Origin of the sequence: Nonomuraea marmarensis (assembly GCF_043197025.1) — a bacterium.
GTDB classification, from domain to species: Bacteria; Actinomycetota; Actinomycetes; order Streptosporangiales; family Streptosporangiaceae; genus Nonomuraea; species Nonomuraea marmarensis.
This window is the reverse complement of record NZ_JBICRM010000007.1, coordinates 57311-78384: the sequence shown is the minus strand read 5'-3', so window position 1 is coordinate 78384 and position 21074 is coordinate 57311. Positions and strand designations below refer to the sequence as shown.

Annotated in this window: 18 protein-coding genes; 10 read left to right on the top strand and 8 right to left on the bottom strand. The window is 69.8% G+C overall.

Annotation, left to right across the window (positions count from 1 at the left end):
- Positions 1-19: 19 nt before the first annotated feature.
- Positions 20-700: a DUF998 domain-containing protein gene (locus tag ACFLIM_RS13380; RefSeq protein WP_393164986.1), complete on the top strand. Its 681-nt coding sequence runs from the start codon at positions 20-22 to the stop codon at positions 698-700.
- 85 nt (positions 701-785) lie between these two features.
- Here the strand turns inward: ACFLIM_RS13380 and ACFLIM_RS13375 are convergent, their stop codons facing one another.
- The 3 genes from ACFLIM_RS13375 to ACFLIM_RS13365 form a co-directional block, all read right to left on the bottom strand.
- Positions 786-4115 (bottom strand): S8 family serine peptidase, encoded by a 3330-nt coding sequence (locus ACFLIM_RS13375; RefSeq protein ID WP_393164984.1) that lies wholly within the window; start codon positions 4113-4115, stop codon positions 786-788.
- Between the two features lie 208 nt (positions 4116-4323).
- The gene (locus ACFLIM_RS13370; protein WP_393164982.1) at positions 4324-4548 is read right to left on the bottom strand and encodes a hypothetical protein; all 225 of its coding nucleotides are present in this window, start codon (positions 4546-4548) and stop codon (positions 4324-4326) included.
- Entirely contained in the window at positions 4545-6146 is a 1602-nt protein-coding gene (locus ACFLIM_RS13365; protein ID WP_393164980.1) for an FAD-dependent oxidoreductase, read from the bottom strand. The genes ACFLIM_RS13370 and ACFLIM_RS13365 overlap by 4 nt, the downstream gene beginning before the upstream one ends.
- A gap of 359 nt (positions 6147-6505) precedes the next feature.
- Between ACFLIM_RS13365 and ACFLIM_RS13360 the strand changes: the two genes are divergently transcribed.
- The 3 genes from ACFLIM_RS13360 (at position 6506) to ACFLIM_RS13350 (ending at position 8490) form a co-directional block, all read left to right on the top strand.
- On the top strand, positions 6506-7312 hold the full coding sequence (locus ACFLIM_RS13360; RefSeq protein WP_393164978.1) for an SDR family oxidoreductase: 807 nt from the start codon (positions 6506-6508) through the stop codon (positions 7310-7312).
- Between the two features lie 8 nt (positions 7313-7320).
- Positions 7321-7860 carry a hypothetical protein gene (locus ACFLIM_RS13355; protein ID WP_393164976.1) on the top strand — a complete coding sequence of 180 codons (540 nt, stop codon included), beginning with the start codon at positions 7321-7323 and terminating at the stop codon, positions 7858-7860.
- Positions 7861-7944: 84 nt separating this feature from the next.
- Complete coding sequence (locus ACFLIM_RS13350) at positions 7945-8490, top strand: hypothetical protein (RefSeq protein ID WP_393164974.1); 546 nt, start codon at positions 7945-7947, stop codon at positions 8488-8490.
- A gap of 142 nt (positions 8491-8632) precedes the next feature.
- On the opposite strand, the gene ACFLIM_RS13345 is transcribed toward ACFLIM_RS13350, so the two are convergent.
- On the bottom strand, positions 8633-10480 hold the full coding sequence (locus ACFLIM_RS13345; protein WP_393164972.1) for a sensor histidine kinase: 1848 nt from the start codon (positions 10478-10480) through the stop codon (positions 8633-8635).
- Between the two features lie 95 nt (positions 10481-10575).
- Here ACFLIM_RS13345 and ACFLIM_RS13340 point away from each other — a divergent pair, with 95 nt between their 5' ends.
- Positions 10576-11235, top strand: coding sequence for a response regulator (locus ACFLIM_RS13340; protein WP_393164970.1), 660 nt, complete (start codon positions 10576-10578; stop codon positions 11233-11235).
- Here ACFLIM_RS13340 and ACFLIM_RS13335 read toward each other — a convergent pair.
- A complete protein-coding gene (locus ACFLIM_RS13335; RefSeq protein ID WP_393164968.1) occupies positions 11232-11612 on the bottom strand; it encodes a response regulator in 381 nt (126 codons plus the stop codon). The genes ACFLIM_RS13340 and ACFLIM_RS13335 overlap by 4 nt on opposite strands.
- Before the next feature lie 199 nt (positions 11613-11811).
- On the opposite strand from ACFLIM_RS13335, the gene ACFLIM_RS13330 reads away from it, so the two are divergent.
- The 3 genes from ACFLIM_RS13330 (at position 11812) to ACFLIM_RS13320 (ending at position 13913) form a co-directional block, all read left to right on the top strand.
- Complete coding sequence (locus ACFLIM_RS13330; protein ID WP_393164966.1) at positions 11812-12351, top strand: ATP-binding protein; 540 nt, start codon at positions 11812-11814, stop codon at positions 12349-12351.
- A 43-nt stretch (positions 12352-12394) separates the two neighbouring features.
- Positions 12395-12901, top strand: coding sequence for a PadR family transcriptional regulator (locus ACFLIM_RS13325; RefSeq protein WP_393164964.1), 507 nt, complete (start codon positions 12395-12397; stop codon positions 12899-12901).
- Between the two features lie 142 nt (positions 12902-13043).
- Positions 13044-13913 carry an LLM class F420-dependent oxidoreductase gene (locus ACFLIM_RS13320; protein WP_393164962.1) on the top strand — a complete coding sequence of 290 codons (870 nt, stop codon included), beginning with the start codon at positions 13044-13046 and terminating at the stop codon, positions 13911-13913.
- Positions 13914-13935: 22 nt separating this feature from the next.
- On the opposite strand, the gene ACFLIM_RS13315 is transcribed toward ACFLIM_RS13320, so the two are convergent.
- Positions 13936-14853 (bottom strand): TIGR03620 family F420-dependent LLM class oxidoreductase, encoded by a 918-nt coding sequence (locus ACFLIM_RS13315; RefSeq protein ID WP_393164960.1) that lies wholly within the window; start codon positions 14851-14853, stop codon positions 13936-13938.
- 263 nt (positions 14854-15116) lie between these two features.
- Between ACFLIM_RS13315 and ACFLIM_RS13310 the strand changes: the two genes are divergently transcribed.
- Positions 15117-15479 carry a hypothetical protein gene (locus ACFLIM_RS13310; RefSeq protein WP_393164958.1) on the top strand — a complete coding sequence of 121 codons (363 nt, stop codon included), beginning with the start codon at positions 15117-15119 and terminating at the stop codon, positions 15477-15479.
- Positions 15480-15654: 175 nt separating this feature from the next.
- The gene (locus tag ACFLIM_RS13305) at positions 15655-17385 is read left to right on the top strand and encodes a phosphatidylglycerol lysyltransferase domain-containing protein (RefSeq protein ID WP_393164956.1); all 1731 of its coding nucleotides are present in this window, start codon (positions 15655-15657) and stop codon (positions 17383-17385) included.
- Positions 17386-17758: 373 nt separating this feature from the next.
- Here ACFLIM_RS13305 and ACFLIM_RS13300 read toward each other — a convergent pair whose 3' ends face one another.
- Both ACFLIM_RS13300 and ACFLIM_RS13295 read right to left on the bottom strand, forming a co-directional pair.
- Entirely contained in the window at positions 17759-18931 is a 1173-nt protein-coding gene (locus ACFLIM_RS13300) for an acyl-CoA dehydrogenase family protein (RefSeq protein ID WP_393164954.1), read from the bottom strand.
- 161 nt (positions 18932-19092) lie between these two features.
- Positions 19093-21051: a glycoside hydrolase family 127 protein gene (locus ACFLIM_RS13295; protein ID WP_393164952.1), complete on the bottom strand. Its 1959-nt coding sequence runs from the start codon at positions 21049-21051 to the stop codon at positions 19093-19095.
- Positions 21052-21074 lie beyond the last annotated feature (23 nt).

Below are 21074 nucleotides of genomic sequence, written 5' to 3'. Positions count from 1 at the left end.
GGGCAATGAAGGGGCACGTATGGATCGTCCAGTGCGTTCGACCTCCGATCGGCGGGCGCTGCTCGCCTGCGGGGTGATCGGCCCGGTGCTGTTCGTGGTCGTGTTCCTCGTCGAGGGAGCGGTTCGTCCCGGCTACAACCCGTTGCGGCATCCGGTCAGCTCGCTGGCGATCGGGGAGCCGGGGTGGGTGCAGAGGGCCGACTTCCTGGTCGCCGGGGCGTTGGTGCTGGCGTTCGCCGTCGGTCTTGCGCCGGTGGTGCGGCGCTGGGGCGGCGGGATATGGAGCCCATTACTGATCGGTCTGGTCGGCGCCGGCCTGATGGGAGCCGGGGTCTTCGTCACCGACCCGATCAGCGGCTACCCGCCGGGGACTCCGATGCAGCCGCTGCCTCCTACCACCGACGGCGCGCTCCACCAGTTGTTCTCCACTCCGGTGTTCACGGCGCTGCCCGCGGCGGGTCTCGTGCTCGCCTACCGGTTCGCGAAGCTCGGCAACAAGGTGTGGGCGGCCTACTCGGCCGCGAGTGCCGTCGCGTTCCTGATCGCCTTCGTCCTGACCAGCCTCGGGTTCGCGCAGAACCCGGCGCTGATGCCGGTGGGCGGGCTGCTGCAGCGCCTCACGATCATCATCGGATTCGCCTGGCTCGCCGCGCTGGCGACTTATCTCCTTCGCCGAGGTGCCGGGGCGTCGGCCGATTGAGTTCTCAGTGAATCGGCCGGACCCCTTTACGCGCCCAGTCGAGTGCTGAGCCGCGGGCGGGCCTGCCGCCCGCGGCTCTACCTGCTCACTGGACGGTGATCTTGTCCACTTCGACGGTGATTCCCTTCACTTGCGGTGTCGAGGTGGCGGTCGTCACCTTGCCGGCTCCCGGACTGACTCCCTTGACCTTCATCGAGTACGTCAAGGCGCCGCCGGGAACCGCGGGTGTGCTCTTGACGACCAGGTCTTCGGTGGGCGGACCGGTGATCTGGTCGCCCGCCGTACCCTCTGCGTTCTCGGCGCCCACGGTCAGGCCCGCGGCGGCGGGAGGGGCGCCGGGCAGGTTGGCCGGGTCGTAGGCGTAGCTGATGTCCTCCACGCCGTTGAGCCCGATCCACTGCTCGAACACCTTGGTGGCGGTCGTGCCGAAGATGTTCACCCGCCACTCCACCACCAGCCAGCGGTTGACACCGTCGGACAGGATCGTGGCCAGGAGGCCCGGGGCGCCGGTGCCGTCGAGGTCGGTCCAGTAGGGGGCGAGCACGCCGTTCGGCCGCGCCGGGTCGGGCAGCGTCTGCGGGGTGAACGAGATGTCGCCGCCGGTGGCGCCGCCCGCGACGCTGTAGCCGTTGGAGGTCACGCCGAGCCTGGTGTAGCTGTTGCCCGCGAAGGCGAAGGCGGGCACGGTGAAGTTCACCGCCTGCTCGTCACCGATCGGGATCGGGGTGACGCCGAAGGCGTCCAGCGGGAGATACCCGGCCGGGCCGGCACCGGGTGCGATCGTCGGCCTGGCGGGCTGCTTGGCGACCAGCGTCGCTCTGGTGGTCGCGATCTGGCTGCCGATCCTGGTGGCTCCCGTGACGCTGTTCAGGCGCAGGCGGGCGTCCAACGTGCTGAGCGCGGTCACTTCCGCGTTCTCGAGGGTGTTGTTCTGCACGGTGACCGTGCAGGTGGACTCGCCGGTGTTCCTGGCGATGGCGGACGGCGCGCAGGTCTGGTCGACCGGCACCGCGCCCTCCTGCCGGAAGAACGCGACCGGCAGGTGCAGCGCGCGCGAGCCGCCGGCCTGCTTGAGGTCCACCTGCCCGAAGTACTGCCCGTCGGGAAGCTCCGGCGCGGTGATGACCACACTCAGCTTGGCGCTCTTGCCCGGCGCGACGGAGAAGCGCGGCGGCAGCACCGTGATGTCGGCGCCGCCGACGGTCTTGGCCGAGGCGGTGAACGTGAGCGTCTTGTTCGTGACGTTCGTGACCGTGCGCCTGGCGGTGATGACGCCGGGCATGATCGGGGCGTTCACCGAGGGCAGGTTGAGGTCGATCCGGTCGAGCGGGTCGGCGGCCGAGGCGACGAAGCGGGCAGCGCTCTCGTCCAGGGTCAGCCCGGGGTCACCGGCCTTGGTCAGGTCGATGCGCCCGCCGCCCATGTCGAACGGGTCCGCCGGTGTCGTACGGTCCGGCTTGGTGACCGCGGTCTTGGCCGTGGTCTCCAGGGCCGACTTCACCTGTCCCGGCGTCCAGTTCGGATGCAGGGCGAACACCAGCGCGGCCGAGCCCGTCACGTGCGGCGCCGACATCGAGGTGCCCGCGATGACCTGGTACTGGTTGCCGGGCGGCCCTTCGAGCGGCGACTCGGGGGTCGGGGTCATGCCCGCCATGATGTGCAGGCCGGGCGCGGTGACGTCCGGCTTGAGGAAGTCCCCGCCGGGGCCGCGCGAGGAGAAGTACGTCATCACGTCGCCCTGCCAGGTGGCCTTGGCCCCTTGGGTGAACGACGCGGCGGCGTCCGGATGCGCCGACAGGAAGCCCAGTAAGGTGTCGGCCTCCGGCTTGTCGACGTGCACCGACGGGATCCAGTGTGCGTCGGTGAAGACGTCGAACGCGAAGCTGTTGTAGAGGATCATCCCGGCCGCGCCGCCCTGCAGCACGTTGAAGCTCTTCAGCACCCGGTTCGGGCTGCGTTCGCACGCGACGATCTTCCCGGTGAAGAGCCCGGCGGGCGCCGGGACGTCACACAGCGGCCGCGAGTACGGCGGCGCCGAGGCGAGCACCACGGGCAGCGGCGAGGCGATCCCCGCGGTGATGGAGGCGCCCTTGATCGTCGCTGTGGCGCCGCCGCCGGTCAGCGTGATCGTGGACTGGAACGTCCTGGACTGCGTGGAGGCGGCCACCGTGGTCACCCAGGGGCCGCGGTGGTCGGTGGTGTTGGCGTCGGGCCCGGAGTTGCCCGCCGACGCCGAGACCAGCACGCCCGCCGCGTACGCGTCGAGGAACGCCAGCTCGACCGGGTCGCTGTACGGGTCGCCGCCACCGGAGATCGAGAAGTTGATGACCCGGACGCCGTCCAGGATGGCCCGCGCCACCGCCTGCGCCGAGTCCGAGGGGAAGCAGCCCTGCGCGCCGCACACCTTGTAGACCGAGACCTCGGCGGCGGGCGCGATGCCGTTGATCGGGCCGCGACTGATGCCCAGCGGGTTCGCGTCTGCCACCGGGCCGCCGGCCGACGTGCTGGCGGTGTGGGTGCCGTGACCGTTGGAGTCGCGGGCGCTGTCGGGGTAGACCTCGCCCGGGAAGACCGCGTTGTACGTCTCCAGGAACGGCCGCCCGCCGATCAGCTTGTTGTTGCAGGTGAACGGGTCGTTGGCCGGTGTCACGGGATTGTCGCCGAAGTCGCAGACCCGTGGCGTGCCGTCCTTGGTCGGCCCGGGAGCGGGCAGGCCGGAGTGGGAGGCGAAGGACCGGTGCTCGGGCCAGGCGCCGGTGTCCAGCACGCCCACGATCACAGCCTTGCCCGCCGAGTTGCTGCCGCCGAGCTGGCCGTAGATGGTGCCGGCGCCGATGAACGCCGGGCTGGAGTCGGTGAGCAACCGCTGCGGCGTGTCCTCCTGCACGGCGACCGCGCCGGGCAGCTTCAGCACCTCGGCCGCCTTGTTACCCGGGACGCGGAGCGCGATGCCGCCGTAGACCGTGCTGATGCGCTGGCCGACCACGGCCCCGGGGACCTTCTTGGCCAGCTCGCCCAGGAAGGCGTTCTCGACCTCCTGGATGTGCTCGCCGTACCTTCTGGCCTCGGCGCTCCTGGTGTCGAGCGCCCTGCCGGTGACGGCGGGGCTCGTACCCGGCAGGCCGGGCAGGCCGCCCTGGTAGGCGGCGAGCGAGTCGTAGTCGAGCTTGACCACGACGTTGACCGGCGTCGGGGACGTGTTGCGCAGCAGGGCCTGGTCGCTCTTGGCGAGCTTGCCCGTCGGGGACTTGGCGCCGTCGACGACTTCGGCGCCGGTGAGGGGAGTGGCCGTCCACCGGGACGGGGACGGCGTGGGGCTGGCCAGGGCCGCCGGGCTCATGGCCACGACCACGCCCAGGCCGGCGACGACCGAGACAAGCCGCCGCACGCGGGGTAAGAGGGTGCTGGATGACACGGAGAACCTCCTCTTCGAGGGGCTGCGTGGACTCGCCAGGCCACCCGGGAGGCGTCATGTCACCCGTCCAGAGGCACACCGGAGAGATCACTGACCCTCCCCGGTGGGTGACGAGCGGGAACGGCCGTCCGGTGGGACGACTGGGCTCCGGACTGGAGTGTAACCAGCGATGATCCAGCTGAGAACCTCCAGAGTCGGTACGGATCTGCTATCCAGGCTGAACGCCGTCGACGTCGACCAGGAGGTGCTCAGGTCCCCGCAGGTTCGCGGTGTGGCGGTACGGGGGAGGGTCGGTGACGAGGGCGGGGTTGACGAGCCGGCGCGTGAGCTCGGCCAGCGCGATCCGGGTCTCCAGCCTGGCGAGCGGGGCGCCGAAGCAGTAGTGGATGCCGCCGCCGAAGCCCAGGTGCCATGATGCGGCTCCTCGTGTCACTCGTGCCCGGTCACCAGCGTGGCGCGCCGTTCGTCCGGATTGTGGCCGGTCACCACCACGGTGGCGTCATGAATGGCATTGACCCGCTCCGGGATCCGCGCCGGTACGGGCCGTACCCCGTTCGGCCGGCCGACCATGTCGAACGCGGGCGGGAAGGGCGCGGCCTTCTCGATCAGGTCCTGGTAGAACTCCAGCCACATCGCCTGGTCGAACGTGACCGCGGCGGTGACGCGGCCGCGGTACCCGTAGGCGGCCACGAACCGGCGGTCCGCCACCGAACCCTGGGTGATGACGACCTCGTCGGCGAACGTCGGAACTCCGACCGACTTGATGTTGACGCCGAACTGGGCGGACCAGAAGACCGGCAGGGACAGGTGCGGCCAGCGACCGGTCGGAGCGCTGATCATGTTGTGCGCCGCCACCTGAGCCTGGGTCACCGCGTTGCCCCAGTGCTCCAGCGTCAGGAACTGGTATCCATAGACCGGGTGCGGGAATCGCGCCACATCACCCGCGACGAAGATGTCGTCGCAGACGATGCCGTTGACATCGAAGGCGCGGCAGCCCGCATCGCAGCCCACGCCCCACACGCCGGCGGCCAGCCCTGAGCCCTCCAGCCATTCGACATTGCGTTCTGCGCCCAGCGTCACCACCGCCACCTCGGCGTCGACCGCGCTCCCATCGGACAACTGCGCCCGGCGCAGCCGTCCGTCCCCGTCTCCTTCCAGCGCCGTCACCGTCACCCCGCAACGCAGGTCCACGCCGTGCTCGCGCTGGATCTCCCCGGCGATCGAGCCGATCACCCCGCCCAGCGCCCCCACCAGCGGCGCCGGGCCTCGCTCGGCGACGGTCACGGCCAGACCCAGGTCCCGGCAGGCGGAGGCGATCTCCGAGCCGGTGAAGCCGGCGCCGATCACCAGCACCCGGTTGACGCCGTCACCCAGCCGCTGCCGCAGCAGAGACGCGTCCTCACGGCTGCGCAACACGAACACCCCGTCCAGAGCGCCCTCCGCCGCGTTCGGCCACGGCCGGGCACGTACGCCGGTGGCGATCAGCAGGCGGTCGAACCCGACGTGGCGGCCGTCGGCCAGCAGAACCTGCTTGCCTGCCAGGTCCAGCCCGGTCGCGGGCGTCCCCAACAGCCATCCGGCATCGAGTTCACCCCGCCGGGGCAGCATGGTCTGCGCCGCGAGGACCTGCCCATTCAAGACCTGCTTGGACAGCGGCGGCCGATCGTAGGGCTCACACGACTCGTCCCCGATCAGGGTCAACGATCCCTGGTAGCCCTCCTTGCGCAGCGTCGCCGCGGCCCGCAACCCGGCCAGCGAGGCGCCGACGATGACGATACGACCGACTCGATCAGGCATGCCGGGCCCGGCCGCATCGGCCTTCTCCGGCCGTCCCAGGGTGCCCATCTCATCGATCACCATGGCCTGGACCGGGCAGGCCGCGACAGCCCGCAGGACCTGCTCACGCTCCCGGTCATCGGGATTCAGCTCGTACATCAACGCTTCCGTACGAGCCATCCGGAAAACATCCGGCGCGGCGAAGGCACACTGCCCATAGCCCTGACACCGCGTGAGATCGACGACAACCCTCATGGTGACCGTCCCCCCGAACAATAGGATCACGATGCGGCACGGGATCCCCGGTCCCGGATCTCAGCCCCGTAGGACGGGCATGGTGATCTCATCCCACACTAACAACTTCCCAAATGGGCGTTCACCTCACGTGGCGATGCCCTGCGTCGTCGCCCGGAACGTCGCCGGCCCGGGTCGCGATCACGCTGGTCAATCCCGTTTCGCAGGGGATAAAACCCCAGAAATTGCCAACGCACCCCAGACCCCCTACCGCGGCTATACACACGCGGGGCAGAGAGGACTATCACGTACGGCCGGCGCATCCGGATGAAGACAGATAGCGGCGAGGTCCGCGCTCACCGGCCACGCTCTGGGGAGGGATGACTGTGGCGAAACGGATCCTGGTGACCGGCGGCACCGGCCCGCTGGGCCGGGCGGTGGTGGACCGGCTGGCGGCGCACGGGCACGAGGTGCGGGCGGTGAGCCGGCACGCGCCGACGCGCGGCGAGCCTCGCGCGTTCACCTGGATGGCGGTCGACCTGCTCGGCGGGGAGGTGCCCGAGTCGGTCGTCGGCGGCGTGGACACGATCGTCCACTGCGCCAGCGGCCGCCGCGGGGACGTCGAGGCGGCCCGGAACCTGATCGCCGGCGCCCGGCGCGCCGGGGGCCCGCACCTGGTCTACATCTCCATCGTCGGCATCGACCGCGTCCCGTTCAGCTATTACCGTGCCAAGCTGGAAGTGGAGCGGCTCATCGCGGATTCGGGGCTGCCGTGGACCGTGCAGCGCGCCACCCAGTTCCACGACCTCATGCTGAGCGCCTGCCAGTTGCTGGCCCGCTCACCCGTCATGCCGGTGCCGGCGGCCACCAGCTTCCAGCCGATCGACGTCCGCGACGTGGCCGACCACCTCGTCGAGCTGGCCCTGGCCGCACCCGCCGGGCGCGTGCCCGACATCGGTGGGCCCCAGGTGCTCAGCACCCGCGAGCTGGCACGCTCATACCTCCGGGCCGCCCGCCGGTACCGGCTCGTGCTGCCGGTGCCGTTCCCCGGCCCGGTCTTCGCCGGCTACCGGGGAGGCGGCCAGCTGGCACCCGATCACGCGGTCGGCCGGATCACCTTCGAGCAGTTCCTAGCCGAGCGCGCCGCCGCCACAGGCGACAGGAAGGCCCAGGTCACGCCGAGGTGACGTCGTCTGTGGACTTGTCTTCCTGCAGGTCGAACTGCGCAAGCCACTCCTCACGGATCTCGAAGGGAGGCGGTGCGTTCGGGGAGCACAAGCGGATCCTGGCCGACGCCTACGCCGGCGGCGGCTGGCGCGTGCCCGAGCTGCTGGAGCAGGCACGCGCCGCCGAGGACCTGTGGCTCGACTCCGTCAGCCAGGTACGCATCGAGCGCTGGAACAACGGCCGCGTCGCGCTCCTGGGCGACGCCGCCTCATCGGTCTCGCTGTTCGGAGACGGCTCCACCCTGGCCATGGCGGGCGCCCACACGCTCGCCGATCACCTGGCCGCCGCCCCCCAGACCGCCTTCGCACGCTACGAAACCCAGCACCGCACCCTGGTCGACCCCAGACAGGCGAACATCGCGATGGCCGCCGCGCTGATGGTCCCCGCGACCCGCGTCGGCATCGCCACCAGGAACCTGGCATCCCGGCTCTGGCCCGCTGCCGCCACCGCCGGATGGCTGCGCAACCAGGTCATCCCACGCCGGAGGCCCGCGCAGGTGACGACCTGACCACTGCCCGGCCCTGAGACATACCAGATGCGCGATCAGGTGGATTCTTCTATCTTTGTGCCTGATCATGCGCCCCCAAAGGAGATGTTCATTGTGAAGAGGCTGCTCGAAGGAACCCCTCTGCGTGCCGGTGTCGTCGCGGCCGTCGCGCTGGCCGGTGGACTGCTGACCTCCTCTCCGGCCGGCGCCGCCGTCGTGGCCGGCGAGCGTACCGTCGCTTCGGTGTCGCAGACGGCCGCCGCGGCACGTCCGAGCAACGGCAGGATCCTGTACGACCGCATCAGTGGCGGCCTGGGCAGGCTCAAGATCAAGAACGGCACCCCGAGGGACGGGGTCGTCACCCTGGTCAAGGGCAAGACCAAGGCGATCAGCATCTACGTTCGCGCGAGGTCCACGGCGAGCATCAAGGACGTCAGGGACGGAACGTACCGGATCTACTTCACCACCGGCACCCGGTTCAGCACGTCGAAGGGCAGGTTCGGCCGGGGGGCCACGTACCAGCGGTTCAACGATCGGCTGAAGTACACCACGACCGCCACCCAGTCGACCATCTGGACCCTGACCCTCAACCCGGTCAGGGGAGGCAACGCGCGTACCAGCTCGATCAACCCGAAGGATTTCCCGGCGTGATCCATTAGGACCAGAAGCCGCAGTGGCGCTGCTTGTCCAGGTCGATTCGGGTGCTGCCGCCCAGCAGTAACGCAGCATCGACCTGGACAGAACGCTCCGTGCCTCGTTCAGCGGCCCTGGAACACCCAGGACCGAGCGGCGGTCATGCGTCTTTGAGGGGAATTTTGACCAGCAGTGACGTGCCGCCTCCTGCCGGACTCGAGATTTCCAGCGTGCCGCCGAACGCCTCGACCCGGTCGGTGAGCCCGACGAGGCCCGTCCCGCGGCCCGGATCAGCGCCGCCCACCCCGTCATCGCGGATGGAAAGCCGCACCGCCCCCTCCGCCGCTGTGACAGCGACGTGCGCGCACGAGGCGTGCGCGTGTTTGGCGATGTTCGTCAGGGCCTCTGACACGACGTAGTAGGCGGTCACCTCGACCCGCTCGGCCAGCCGCCGGCCGAGGTGCAGATTGAGCTCGACCGGTACGGGGGAGCGGCGGGCCAGCATCTTCAGCGCAGGTTCGAGGCCGCCGCTGGACAGGACGGCCGGATGCAGGCCGCGGGACACCTCCTGGAGCTCCTCGACCACGCCCTTGACGGCTTGCACGGCGCGCGACAACTGATCCTTGAACTGCACGCACTCGGGCGGCAGCCCGACCTCGGCCGCACGCAGTTCGAGACCGAGCGAGATCAGGCGTTGCTGGGTGCCGTCGTGCAGGTCACGCTCGATGCGGCGGCGGGTGTCGTCGGCGGTCGCCACGACGCGGGCGCGGGACTCGGCGAGCTGCGTGTGCGCCTGAGCGTTTCCGATCGCGGTGGCGAGCAGCTCGGTGAACTCCAGCATGCGTTTCTCCACGCCCTCGGGCAGCAGGTCCGGGTCGGAGGAGACGGCGATCATCACGCCCCACATCCGTCCCTCCACGACGATGGGACAGCCGACCCCGCAGGCCACTCCCTGCCTCCGGGCCCACTCGGCGACCTCGCCGGGAGTGGTGCTGTAGTCCGCCTTGCGCGCCGGCTGCCCGGTCTCCCACACCATCGCGCCCACGCTCGGCTCGTCAACCGGAAATCGCGAGCCCACTGGCATGCGGAAGTCGGGCCCTCGTGCGCTCCAGGTTCCGGCGTAGACCATCGTGCGGTCCGGCTCGTACCGCACAATCGCGGTGGTCTCCACCTTCAGGATGCGGCCCATCTCGCCCGCCACCGCGTTGAACAGCTCCGATGGCGAAACCCCGCGGGCGACCAGCGTGGCGACCCGCCGTAGGGCGGCCTGTTCCTCGATGATGTGCCGTAGCTCGTCGCGGCTCCTGTCCAGCGCGCGCGAGATGTCCGCGCGATCGCTCGCCGAACGCAGCAGGGCCACGAGTGAGGGCATCAGCCTTTCTATCGGGCGTTTCAGCGCCGCCTCAGCGTCCGCGGGGACGAGGAGCGTCCCGAACCGTGACGGGCCCTCCTGGATCGGTACGGCCGCGCAGTCCTTGGGGGCGCTCACCGTCCCGAGCTCGATCGTGAGGCCGGGCACTTTCAGCGCCTCGGCCAGCAGGCGCGAGCCCGCCGACAGCGCCGGGCGCAGGTCCTGTGCGCCGAGCACGAGCCGGGCCATGCGAGCGGCGAGGTCGGCCTCGCGGCGGCGCTCGTCGATCTCGGTGACCAGGTTCCGCACTATCGCCGCGAGCAGGGCGACCATCAGCGCCACGACGATGAAGATCCCCAGCGCCAGCCACTCGCTGGGCCCGGCGAGGCCGGGGGACATAGCAGGTGCGATGTAGAAATAGGCGAAGACCAGTCCGCTGGCAACGGCGGTCGCCACTCCCAGCCACAGGCCCCAGACCAGCGAGATCGCCAGAATGCCGGGAATATAGACTTCCCCTAGAGCGTGCGCCGGCGCCATGCCCACCAGTGCTGTGGCCAGCAGGGTCTCCACCGCGACGCTGAGTGCGCCGACCGCGATCCCGAGGGCGAACGGTGGGCGTCTCGGGCGAAGCAGCAACGGCAGCAACCGTTTGCTCATAATAGGTAACTATACGCTCATCATCGCTGGTAGCAGGCTCGGCGGAGTCGCCGGGCGGGATGTGCGTCCATCAGAACGATCTTTCAGGACGGGACATGACCGGAAGCCCGACGCGAGTGGCGGTGGCGGACGACGACGTGCTGCTCCGTGAAGGGCTCGCCACCCTGCTCGAACGCGCCGGGTTCACCGTGGTCGGCCAGGCCGGGGACGCGCCGGAGCTCCTTTCTCTGGTCCGCGACCATAGGCCGGACCTGGTCATCGTCGACATCCGGATGCCCCCGGGCCACACGACCGAGGGCCTCGAAGCGGCCCGCGAGATACGTGCGCAGTGGCCGGAGACGGGGATCCTGCTGCTGTCGGCGCACGTCGAGGCCGAGCGGGCGCTGGAGCTGCTGGCCACCGGGCATCGGGTCGGCTACCTGCTCAAGAGCAGGGTGATCGATGTGGCGGACTTCATTGGAACGGTCCGGCGTGTCGCCGAAGGCGGGTCGGTCGTCGATCCCACCCTGGTTCAGGAGCTCATCGCCGCCCGTCACAGGAACGACCCGCTCGAGTCGCTCACCGAACGGGAGCGGGAGGTGCTCGCCCTGATGGCGGAAGGACGCTCGAACGCCGGGATCGCCCGCCAGTTGTGGATCACCGAAGGCACCGTCGAGAAGCACGTGCGCAGCATCATGTCCAGGATGCGGCTGCCCGAGACGGAGGACGACCACCGGCGCATCCTCGCGGTGCTGGCGTTCCTCGAATCCCGCTAGCCGCGATCATGGCCCGCCCTGCGGAGGATGTCACGGATCGCCCCGGCTGACAGATCGGACTTCGACAGGAACGCGATGGCGGGGCCTTCCGCGATCAGGTCCGCGAAGTCGCTTTCGGCGTACGTCGAGATGAGAATGACGTTCGAGGGCTCTCCCGGCCGGTTGCCGGCCAGTCGCCGCGCCAGGTCGACGCCGCATTCCGTACCGAGCTGGATGTCGACCAGGGTGACATCGGGCTGCCACTCGTCGAAGCGCTCCAGCGCCTCGGCGCTGGTCGAGGGCATGCCGACGACTGTGATCCCCTCTCGTTCCAGTAGCCGGCGAGCGGCCTGGAGGAAGTGATCATTGTCATCGACGATGAGGCAACGCAGAGCCACACCTCCAGAATCTCAACGGCGGCCTGTCCCCGCATTGCAGCTAGCTGGAATCCCCGCAGCCCAACTGTCCGCTATCCCAAGATGGGGGCTGGCATCGAAGACGGCGGGCGCCGGCAGCGGAATCCTGGTAGAGAAAGTAACTCCGCCAGGGAGGTGGAACGATCCAATGACCACAACATATCTGTTTCATGGGCTTCCGATGGACGTGCCGGACCGCCGCGTTCGCCATGCCGCCGCCGACGGCTGTGGCCGCTGGGAGCTCCGGCTGAATCACGTACGCGTGTTCCACTGGCCGGACTCGATCATCCGCCGGCTTCGTGAGGTCGCCGGAATTGGCCGGCCGGTCGAACACCACCGGGCCTCGTGGGTCCTGCCGGATGATCTGTCCTCAGTGCCTGCCGGCCGGCGGCTGATCCACGCGCAGCTGGCCGAGTGGGAGTTCCACGGCGAAACCGACGTCGCGGAGCTCCTCGCCGACGAGCTGGTCACCAACGCGTTGCGACACGCCTGGGGGCAGCCGGTTCTCACGCTCTCCATCAGGGACGGCATCCTCCGATGCGCGGTGGGGGACGAGACCTCCGAAGTTCCGCATGCCGAGGACCCCGAGGACTGCGAAGAGGGCGGACGCGGACTGCAGATGGTCGATCTGCTGGCCCAGCGCTGGGGCGTCCAGCTCACGCGTACGGGTAAAGAGGTCTGGTTCGAGATCTCGGTGAACGGAAGCGCGACGCAGGGATGAGCGGGCTGTTGCGCGACTATTCATTGAATGTATAGCCATGATCATGTCAACCGGTCATGTGCTGCTGGGCCTCCTCGTCGAGCGCCCGAAGCACGGCTACGAGCTCAAGAAGGAGCATGATCACCGTCTGGCCGGCGCCAAGCCGCTGGCCTACGGGCAGGTCTACGCCACGCTGCAGCGGCTGGAACGCGACGACTTCGTGGAGGTCGCGGAGACGCGGCAGGAGGGCGGCCCCGAGCGGACCATGTACGCGATCACCGACAGCGGCCGGGCAGAGCTGGCCCAGTGGCTGGAAACCGTGGAGCCACCGGCGCCGTACGTCGCCAGCCCGTTGTTCGCCCGCGTCGCCGTCGCCGGAAAGGACGCGGACGGCTATCTCGTACGGCAGCGCGAGGCACACCTGGCCCGCATGCGGGAGTTGACCGCGGCGAAGGCGTCCGGTGCGCCCGCCCAGGTGCTGGCGGCCGACTACGCGCTCCAGCACCTCGACGCCGACCTGCGCTGGATCGAGACCGCACTGTCGCGGGTGAAGGAGGACAACGATGCTTGAGGCCAGAGGCCTGGTGAAGTCGTTCGGCAGGACCAGGGCGCCGGCAGGCGTCTCCCTCGAGATCGCGGGGCGTCTATGCGGTTGATCGGTGCCGTACCCGCGATGATGTTCAGGAGTCGCCTTACGTTGACAGGAGTCATGAATGCGGATCGGTGTCGTCTTTCCTCAGACCGAGATCGGCGCGGACGTGGGCGCGGTGCGCGCCTACGGGCAGGGGGTCGAGGAGCTCGGTTTCCGGCACGTGATGGCCTATGACCACGTCGTCGGCGCCGATCCGGCGGTCCACCAGGGCTGGCGGGGCGTCTACGACGTGCGGACCACGTTCCACGAGCCGATGGTGCTATTCGGCTACCTCGCCGCGCTGACCGCGCTGGAACTGGTCACCAGCATCATCATCCTGCCCCAGCGGCAGACGGTCCTGGTGGCCAAGCAGGCGGCGGAGGTCGACCTGCTCAGTGCCGGCCGGTTGCGGCTGGGCGTGGGGCTGGGGTGGAACCAGGTCGAGTACGAAGCCCTCGGCCAGGACTTCAGCACCCGTGGCAGGCGCATGGAAGAGCAGGTCGAGCTGATGCGCCGGTTGTGGAGCGAGCGGTCGGTCACGTTCGACGGCGCCTTCGACCGGGTCACGGGAGCGGGGTTGGCGCCGCTGCCGGTGCAGCGGCCGATCCCGGTCTGGTTCGGCGCGCAGTCGCCCGCGGCCTACCGCCGTGCCGGACGGTTGGCCGACGGGTGGTTCCCGCAGATGTCTCCGGGCCCGGAGCTGGATGAGGCCAAGGCGATGGTCGAGGAGGCCGCCACGCGGGCGGGACGCGACCCCGCCGGACTCGGCATGGAAGGCCGGGTCACCTGGACGGGCAGCCCGGAGGAACTGGACGATGTGGCCCGCCGGTGGCGCGAGTCCGGTGCCACTCACATCGCCATCAACACGATGGGAGCAGGGCTGCGCTCGGCCGACGAACATCTCGCCGCACTGGAGATCGCGGCCGACACGCTCGGGCTGCGTAAAGGCTAGGCCGGGGCTTGTCTCCGAAGGGTCAGAGGGAGGTCAAGTCGCTACGGGCCAGGATGCGCAGGTGCTCCAGCATGTCGTGGGGGGTGTCGGCGAGCGGCTGGACGCAGACGTGGTCCGCGCCGGCGTTGTGGTGGGCCCGTACCCGCTCGATGATCGTCTCCGGGTCGCCCCACGCCACGATGGCATCGACCAAGGCGTTACTGCCGCCGTCGGCCAGGTCCTTGTCATCCCAGCCCAGATCGCGCAGGTTGTTCGCATAGTTCGGCAGGCGAAGGTAGCCCGACGTGAAACGGCGGGCGGTCCGCCGTGCCCGCTCCGGATCGGCGTCGAGCACGACCGTCTGTTCCGGTGCCAGCACGGGATCGGGGCCGAGGATCGCACGAGCGCGTGCGGTGTGCTCGGGGGTGACGAAATAGGGATGTGCGCCGTGGGTGCGCTGCGCGGCGAGTTCCAGCATCCTGGTCCGGAGTGCGGCCAGCATCCGCGGAGCCGGTTCCGGCAGCGGGCCGCCGTACTCCGTCGCGTCCATGGCGTCGAGATAGGCACGCATCGCTGACACCGGCTTGCGGTAGTCGTGGCCTCTCGCCGACACCATGGGCGCGTGGCTCACGCCCAGCCCGAACACGAACCGGCCGTCGTACGCCTCCGCAAGGGCGTTCGCGCCGTTCGAGGCGGCGGTGGCGTCGCGGGCCCAGATGTTGGCGATGCCGGTGGCGATCATCATGCGCTGCGTCGCGCCCAGCAGGATCGCCGAATGGACCAGCGCCTCCTTGCCCTTCGGACTTTCGCCGATCCACAACGTTCCGAAGCCCAGACCCTCCACTTCGGCGGCCGCCTCCCGCTCGAACGAAGCCGGCTCTCCGCTCAGCGTGCTGTTCCAGACCCCTACCCGCCCCATGCGCCGCTTCAGCACCGCGACATCGACGCTCGTACCGGGCATCGCAACTCACCGCCTCGCTCGCTTGTCCCAACAGGGTATTCGGCTCATCGTCGGGGCACGTTAACGCCCGATTCATGGCTTGCCGTTTTCCCGGCCATTCGAGCCGCCGTGGTGCGGCTGGCCGCACCTGGTCGGTGCGGGTGGCGCGGGTCAGGACGGGGGCTGGCTTGCTTCCGGCGCGCGGGTCCGCGACCGCACACTCGTCCGGTGAGACAGGGCCGTCCGGCAAGGGGGCGGCCTCCCCGGATGAGAGCGAGCAGATCGTGAACGTCGTCACCGCAGCGAGGTGGGTCGCCGCCGCCGAAAGTGTGATCATGGCCGGGTACCTGGCCGTCGACGGCGCCCACCGGCCGAACAACATGTTCCTGTGGCCGGACATCGCCGTGGCCGTGTTCCTGGCGGTCGCGGCCGCGCTGCCGCACCGGCTCGCGCGCCCAGCCATGATCTTCGCCTTCGGCTGGGCGGGCGGTGTCATCACGGTCTCCATCTTCAGCTACGTCGTGCGCGGCGAGTTCGCCTGGCCGAACCTGGGCATCGTGGTGGCCGCCGTCACCATGGCGGCGCTGCTCATCAGGCAGCTCGCGCCTGCCCCGCTCTCCCAGGAACGGGCCGGGGCGACCAGGTGAACGGCGCCCGCAAGAGCCTGTGCCGGCGCGTCACCGGTCCTCACCTGCGGTACCACTCGGTAACCGCTGCTGACCTGCGGAAATGCCCGTCGGGGACACTGCCGCGCCGCCGGGGTGGCGGCGTTTGCGTTTTGCGGCATTTATTGGGAATTAGTGGGGTATGTCGCGTTCTTGGGTGCCCACCGCGGCAGGGTTCCTGGCGCTGCTGGTCGGCGTCCTGAACATTTGGCGTACGGTGAACCCACCCTTCACGCGGACCCGGTTCGCCGAGCTGACAAGCGTCCTGCCGGGCGTGGTCGGTCCGCTGGCCGGTGCGACGTCCCTGGTCGCGGGCGTTCTGCTGATCATGATCGCGCATGGCCTGCGGCGCCGGAAGGCGCGCGCCTGGCGGCTCATCATGGTGCTCCTGCCGGTGAGTGCGCTGGCCGAATGGGTGCGATGGGCGCACTTCATCACCGCCGCGCTCACCATAGTGATCTTTTTCGTGCTCCTGGCCGCCCGGAAGGAGTTCTACGCACTGTCCGACCCGCGGACCCGGTGGCGAGCCCTATGGGCGCTGCTGCTGCTGAGCATGGTCGACGTCGCCATCGGCTGGGGAGTGCTGAACGCCCACTCCCGCGCCATCGCAGACGAGCCCGGCCCCGGTGACCGGATCGAACACGTGCTGCTCGGCCTGTTCGGAGTGTCAGGACCGATCCGCTTCACCACCGCGCACGCCGCCGACCTGGTGTACTTCCCCCTGGCCGCCCTGGGCGCGCTCACCGCGGTCACGACCCTGTACCTGGCGTTGCGCCCGGAAAGACCGGTCGCCGAATTGACCCCCGAACAGGAACAGGCCGTACGAGGTCTGCTCAGGCGGCACGGGGCGGGCGATTCGCTGGGCTATTTCGCCCTACGCCGCGACAAGAGCGTGATCTTCTCCCCGACCGGCAAGGCGGTGATCGCCTACCGGGTGGTGGCGGGGGTCATGCTGGCCAGCGGCGATCCGATCGGCGACGTCGAGGCGTGGCCGGGAGCGATCAGGGAGTTCATGACGAAGGCCAGGCGGCATGCCTGGGTGCCGGCCGTGATCGGCTGCAGCGAGACCGGCGGGAAGGTCTGGAGCAGGGAAGCCGAGCTGTCCGCGCTGGAGATCGGGGACGAGGCCATCGTGGAGGCGGCCGAGTTCCGTCTCGAGGGCAGGGCGATGCGGAATGTACGGCAGATGGCACACCGTACCGAACGTGCCGGCTACGCCTGCGAGATCCGTCGAGTCGGGGAACTGGAGACACAAGAGCGGGACCGGCTCCGGCGCGCGGCACAAGCGTGGCGCGACAGCGCGAACGAGCGGGGTTTCTCCATGGCCCTGGGCCGCATCGGCGATGCCGCCGACCCCGAGTGCATGGTGGCCACCGCGCACAAGATGCCGGATGAGAAGGGCATCCCACCATGGGGTGACCTGCGGGCGATGTTGCACTTCGTCCCCTGGGGCACGCACGGGCTCTCGTTGGACCTGATGCGCCGCGACCGCGGCGGTGATCCCGGGCTCAACGAGTGGCTGATCATGAAACTGTTGCAGGCGGCCCCGGAGTATGGCGTGACCTCCGTCTCGCTCAACTTCGCCATGTTCCGCGCGGTGCTGGCCAGGGGGGAACGCCTGGGTGCCGGCCCCATGCTGCGTGCGTGGCGGGACATGTTGATCTTCTTGTCCCGGTGGTTCCAGATCGAGTCGCTGTACAGGTTCAACGCGAAGTTCCAGCCCCGCTGGGAGCCTCGGTTCCTGATCTATCCGGCTACCCGCGACCTTCTCCGGATAAGCTTCGCCGCTCTCCAGGCCGAGGCATTCATCCCCTACGGCGTGTTCTCGCCCCGGACCGTCATACGTTCGGTCCGCGTCGCCGCCAGCCGACGCGCCCGGCCGCCGTGACAGAGCACCACGCGGTACGGGTCCTGCCGCGGATCGACGACCTGCCGCCGCTGCCCGCGGAACCGGCGCTGGCCGTGTCGAGCTGCGCGGCAACCTCGTCCTCTACACCCGGGCGAACAAGCCCCTGTGGACCACGCCGACGGCAGACCAGCCCGGCGCGAAGGCAACCATGCAGCGCGACGGCAACCTGGTCGTCTACACCGCCTCGGACAGGTCGCTGTGGAACGCCGACACCGCGCGCAACCCCGGTGCCTACCTGGCGGTGCAGAACGACGGCGAGATCGTTGTCTACACCAGGGACAACAAGCCCCTCTGGTCGCCTCGGCTGACCGCCAGGCGATCTTCTCGCAGACTGTGGGGTCTGAACACCCCCTCACGCCTCCAGGGTGAAGATCATCCAGGACTGATCCGGAGCCAGGCCGGCCAGTTCGCGCCCGCACTCCTGGAGCACCTGCGGGCCCGAGGTGATGTGCGCGGTGCCGGCGTGGACGTCCCGGAACAGCCGCTGGATCAGCCCGTCGCGCAGCGCCGAGGTGCCGCCCGACGCGTAGACGAATCGGGCCACCTCGGCGAGCGTCGACGTGACGTGGTTGAGCGCGAGCCGCACCATCGTCTCCTGCCGTACGTCGAGCGTCCGGCCCGAGTCCAGGGTGCGTTCCGTGTCGTCCCACGTCTCCAGCACCAGGGCCTTGGCCGCGCGGAACTTCGCCTCGGCGCGGGCGAAGTCGGCGTGGAAGGCATCGCTGTCCGCGATCTGGCCGGGCCGCCCGGCCCGCGCCCCGGCGTAGCAGATCAGCTCGTCGAGCAGCCGCCGGCCGACGCCGAGTGCCCAGCCGGAGTGGCAGATCAGCGCCTGGTCCAGCACGCCGAGCCGGTAGATCGCGCCGCCGCGGAGCGGCTCGTTCTCGGTGAAGATGTGCGTCTGCGACTCCGGCACGAAGGCGCCGTCGATGGAGTAGTCGATGCTGCCCGTCGCGCGCAGCCCCAGGACGTCCCAGTTGCCGAGCATCTTGACGTCTTCGAGCGGGGTGATGAAGATCCGGACCTCGTCGGTGCCCTCGACGGCGCCCAGGCTGTGGGCGTACTGGGCGTGCAGCATGCCCGAGGCGAAACCCCACTGCCCGCTGAGGCGGAAACCGCCGTCTTCGCGTACGGCGGTGCCCGGCCGGGTGCCCTGGCCCGCGATGAGCGGCATCCGCGGGCCCTTGAAGATCCGCTCGACGGCGTCGTCGCCCAGGTAGGCGCCGGCCGTACCGTTCTCCAGGGTGGTGGCCATGACCACCCAGCCCGTTGAGGGGTCGGCGTACGAGAGTTCCTCGAAGACGGCGAGCAGTTCTCTGGGGGACAGCTCGGCGCCGCCGAGCGGCGCGGGGACCCATATGCCGAAAAGTCCTGCCTCGTGCAGGGCGTCCACGACGGGGGTGGTGAGCCTGCCCTGCGCCTCGGCCGTGGCCGCCTCGCGCTCGATCAGCGGGCGCAGGTCGCGGGCTCGGTCCAGCAGGGTGGTACTCGTGCCGGCGGTGTGCAGTCGCGGCGTATCGCTCATTTCCAGGTGCTCCTGTTCCTGATCGTCGGCGCTCTTACTCCGTCAGATCACGTAAGTGCCGCGTTGTCCAGAGCCCGTCCACAACCTGTCCGCCACGCCCGAGTACGTCCTGCACCTCCCTGACGGCGGCGGCACGCGCCGCCGCTCACGGCTTGAGCTGCTCACCCGGTGTGGGCGGCCGGGACCCAGACCCGCATCGTCGACGGTCCGCGATTCGCCCAGAGCCGGTAGGGGATCGCGGTGACCTCCTGTGGCCGTCCGCTCGATGCCGGGATCTCGGAGACGTCGCTCCAGCCGACGCCTTGCCAAGCCGAGTCGTCGCGCAGCCGTCCGTCGAGGCGCACCACGGTCGTGCCGCCGAACAGTTCCTCGTCCCGCTCGACCCGGAGGTCCCCGCCGACGAGGAGTTCGACCGTGTCGAGATCCAGTTCACCGCCGACGCTTTCCAGGCAGAAGACGACGGGGCCGCGCTCGATCGCGACCTGGCCGCGCACGGCGTCCACCGCGGGGTGCGCGGCGGTCACCCGCGCCGGCATGGGCAGATCGAGTACGACGACGTCGCCCGGCGCCCACACGCGCTCCACGACGACGTAGCCGCGCGCGTCGCGCTCGACGGGTACGTGTTCGCCCGCGACGATGAGTGCCGGCCGGTGGCACCAGGACGGCACGCGCAGGGACAGCGTCCACGGTTGCGTAATCGACCTTTCGACTGTCACGGCGATGACGCCGTCCTCGGGGTACTCCGTCGCCACCGACACCGCCACCTCGCCGGCCGCCAGCTCAGTGTGCACGCTGGACGGGGTGTAGAGGTGCAGTTGTATCCCGTGGTCGTCGGTGGTGGCGAGGTATCCGTCGAGCGAGGCGATCGTGCGCATGATGTTCGGCGGGCAGCAGGCGACGTCGAACCATTCGGCGCGGGTGCCGGGGGCGTCCGTGCGGAGCGGCTTGCCTCCGGCAGGGGCCGCGGGCCGCGGCGAGCGACGCTGCAGTGGGTTGACGTAGCAGAATCCGTCGCGGCTCACCGAGGTCGAGCCGGAGAACGCGTTGTACAGGATGCGCTCGATGAGGTCGGCGTAGGCGCCGTCCCCAGTGGCCAGCAGGAGACGCCAGCTCAGCATGATGCCGGCGATCGACGCGCAGGTCTCGCCGTAGCTGAGGTCCGGCGGCAGCTCGAAACGGTCCCCGAAGGCCTCGCCTTCGAAGCGGGATCCGACGGCGCCCGTGAGGTAGGTCTTCTCGGCGACCATGGAGCGCCACTGGCTCTGCGCCGCGTGCAGCAGCGCGTCCTCGCCGGTCTCGAGATAGACGTCGACGACCCCGGCGAGCAGGTAGAGCGCCCGCACGGCGTGGCCGACCACCGTGTGCTGGTCGCGTACGGGCACGGTGTCCTGGAAGTAGGCCGGGCCGAACGGTCCCGCACCGATCACTCCGTGTCCGCGCACGTCGATGAGCTGCTTGGCGAGGTCGAGGTAGTCGCGCTCGCGGGTGTGGCGATACAGCTCGACGAGGGCGGTCTCGATCTCGGGATGTCCGTCGGTGTCACCGCGGCGGCCGTCGCCGAACTCGGCCACGAGGTGGTCGGCGAAGCGCCGGCCGATCGCGAGCAGGCTTTCATCGCCTGTCGTCCGCGTGAGGGCGATGCCGGCCTGGATGAGGTGGCCGGCACAGTAGAGCTCGTGTCCGCGGGTGAGGTTCGCGTACCGCTGCTCGAGCCCGGCCTGGACGAACGTGTTGAGGTAGCCGTCGTCCCCCTGCACCTGCTCGAGCAGCGCGACGGAGTGGGCGACGAAGGCGCTGAGTTCCGCGGACGGCCCGCGCGACAGGTCCCAGCCAATGCCTTCGAGCACTTTGTACAGGTCGGAGTCGCAGAACACCCAGCCGCGCCGCTCCGCGGTGACCGAGGAGTCCACGAGCCGCCGGAAGTTGTCCAGCACTCCGTCCTTCTCCAGCCAGCGCAACGCGTGCGGCGTGGTCACCGCGCGGTTGTCGCGCTGCCACCGCGCCCAGTAGCCGCCGGTGACGCGCGCCCGCCCGATCGAGATCGGCCGCAGCGCCAGGCGCGCGCCGGAGCGGGGTGAGCAGGGCGCGACGATCTCGTCCAGCGGGGCATCTGTCGTCATCAGCGGGCCTTTCCGTTCGGAGG

Coding starts and splice junctions, on each gene's coding strand:
- ACFLIM_RS13380 (WP_393164986.1), top strand. CDS start 20: ATGGATCGTCCAGTGCGTTCGACCTCCGATCGGCGGGCGCTGCTCGCC.
- ACFLIM_RS13365 (WP_393164980.1), bottom strand. CDS start 6,146: ATGAGGGTTGTCGTCGATCTCACGCGGTGTCAGGGCTATGGGCAGTGT.
- ACFLIM_RS13360 (WP_393164978.1), top strand. CDS start 6,506: ATGACTGTGGCGAAACGGATCCTGGTGACCGGCGGCACCGGCCCGCTG.
- ACFLIM_RS13350 (WP_393164974.1), top strand. CDS start 7,945: ATGTTCATTGTGAAGAGGCTGCTCGAAGGAACCCCTCTGCGTGCCGGT.
- ACFLIM_RS13345 (WP_393164972.1), bottom strand. CDS start 10,480: ATGAGCAAACGGTTGCTGCCGTTGCTGCTTCGCCCGAGACGCCCACCG.
- ACFLIM_RS13340 (WP_393164970.1), top strand. CDS start 10,576: ATGACCGGAAGCCCGACGCGAGTGGCGGTGGCGGACGACGACGTGCTG.
- ACFLIM_RS13330 (WP_393164966.1), top strand. CDS start 11,812: ATGGACGTGCCGGACCGCCGCGTTCGCCATGCCGCCGCCGACGGCTGT.
- ACFLIM_RS13325 (WP_393164964.1), top strand. CDS start 12,395: ATGTCAACCGGTCATGTGCTGCTGGGCCTCCTCGTCGAGCGCCCGAAG.
- ACFLIM_RS13320 (WP_393164962.1), top strand. CDS start 13,044: ATGCGGATCGGTGTCGTCTTTCCTCAGACCGAGATCGGCGCGGACGTG.
- ACFLIM_RS13315 (WP_393164960.1), bottom strand. CDS start 14,853: ATGCCCGGTACGAGCGTCGATGTCGCGGTGCTGAAGCGGCGCATGGGG.
- ACFLIM_RS13300 (WP_393164954.1), bottom strand. CDS start 18,931: ATGAGCGATACGCCGCGACTGCACACCGCCGGCACGAGTACCACCCTG.
- ACFLIM_RS13295 (WP_393164952.1), bottom strand. CDS start 21,051: ATGACGACAGATGCCCCGCTGGACGAGATCGTCGCGCCCTGCTCACCC.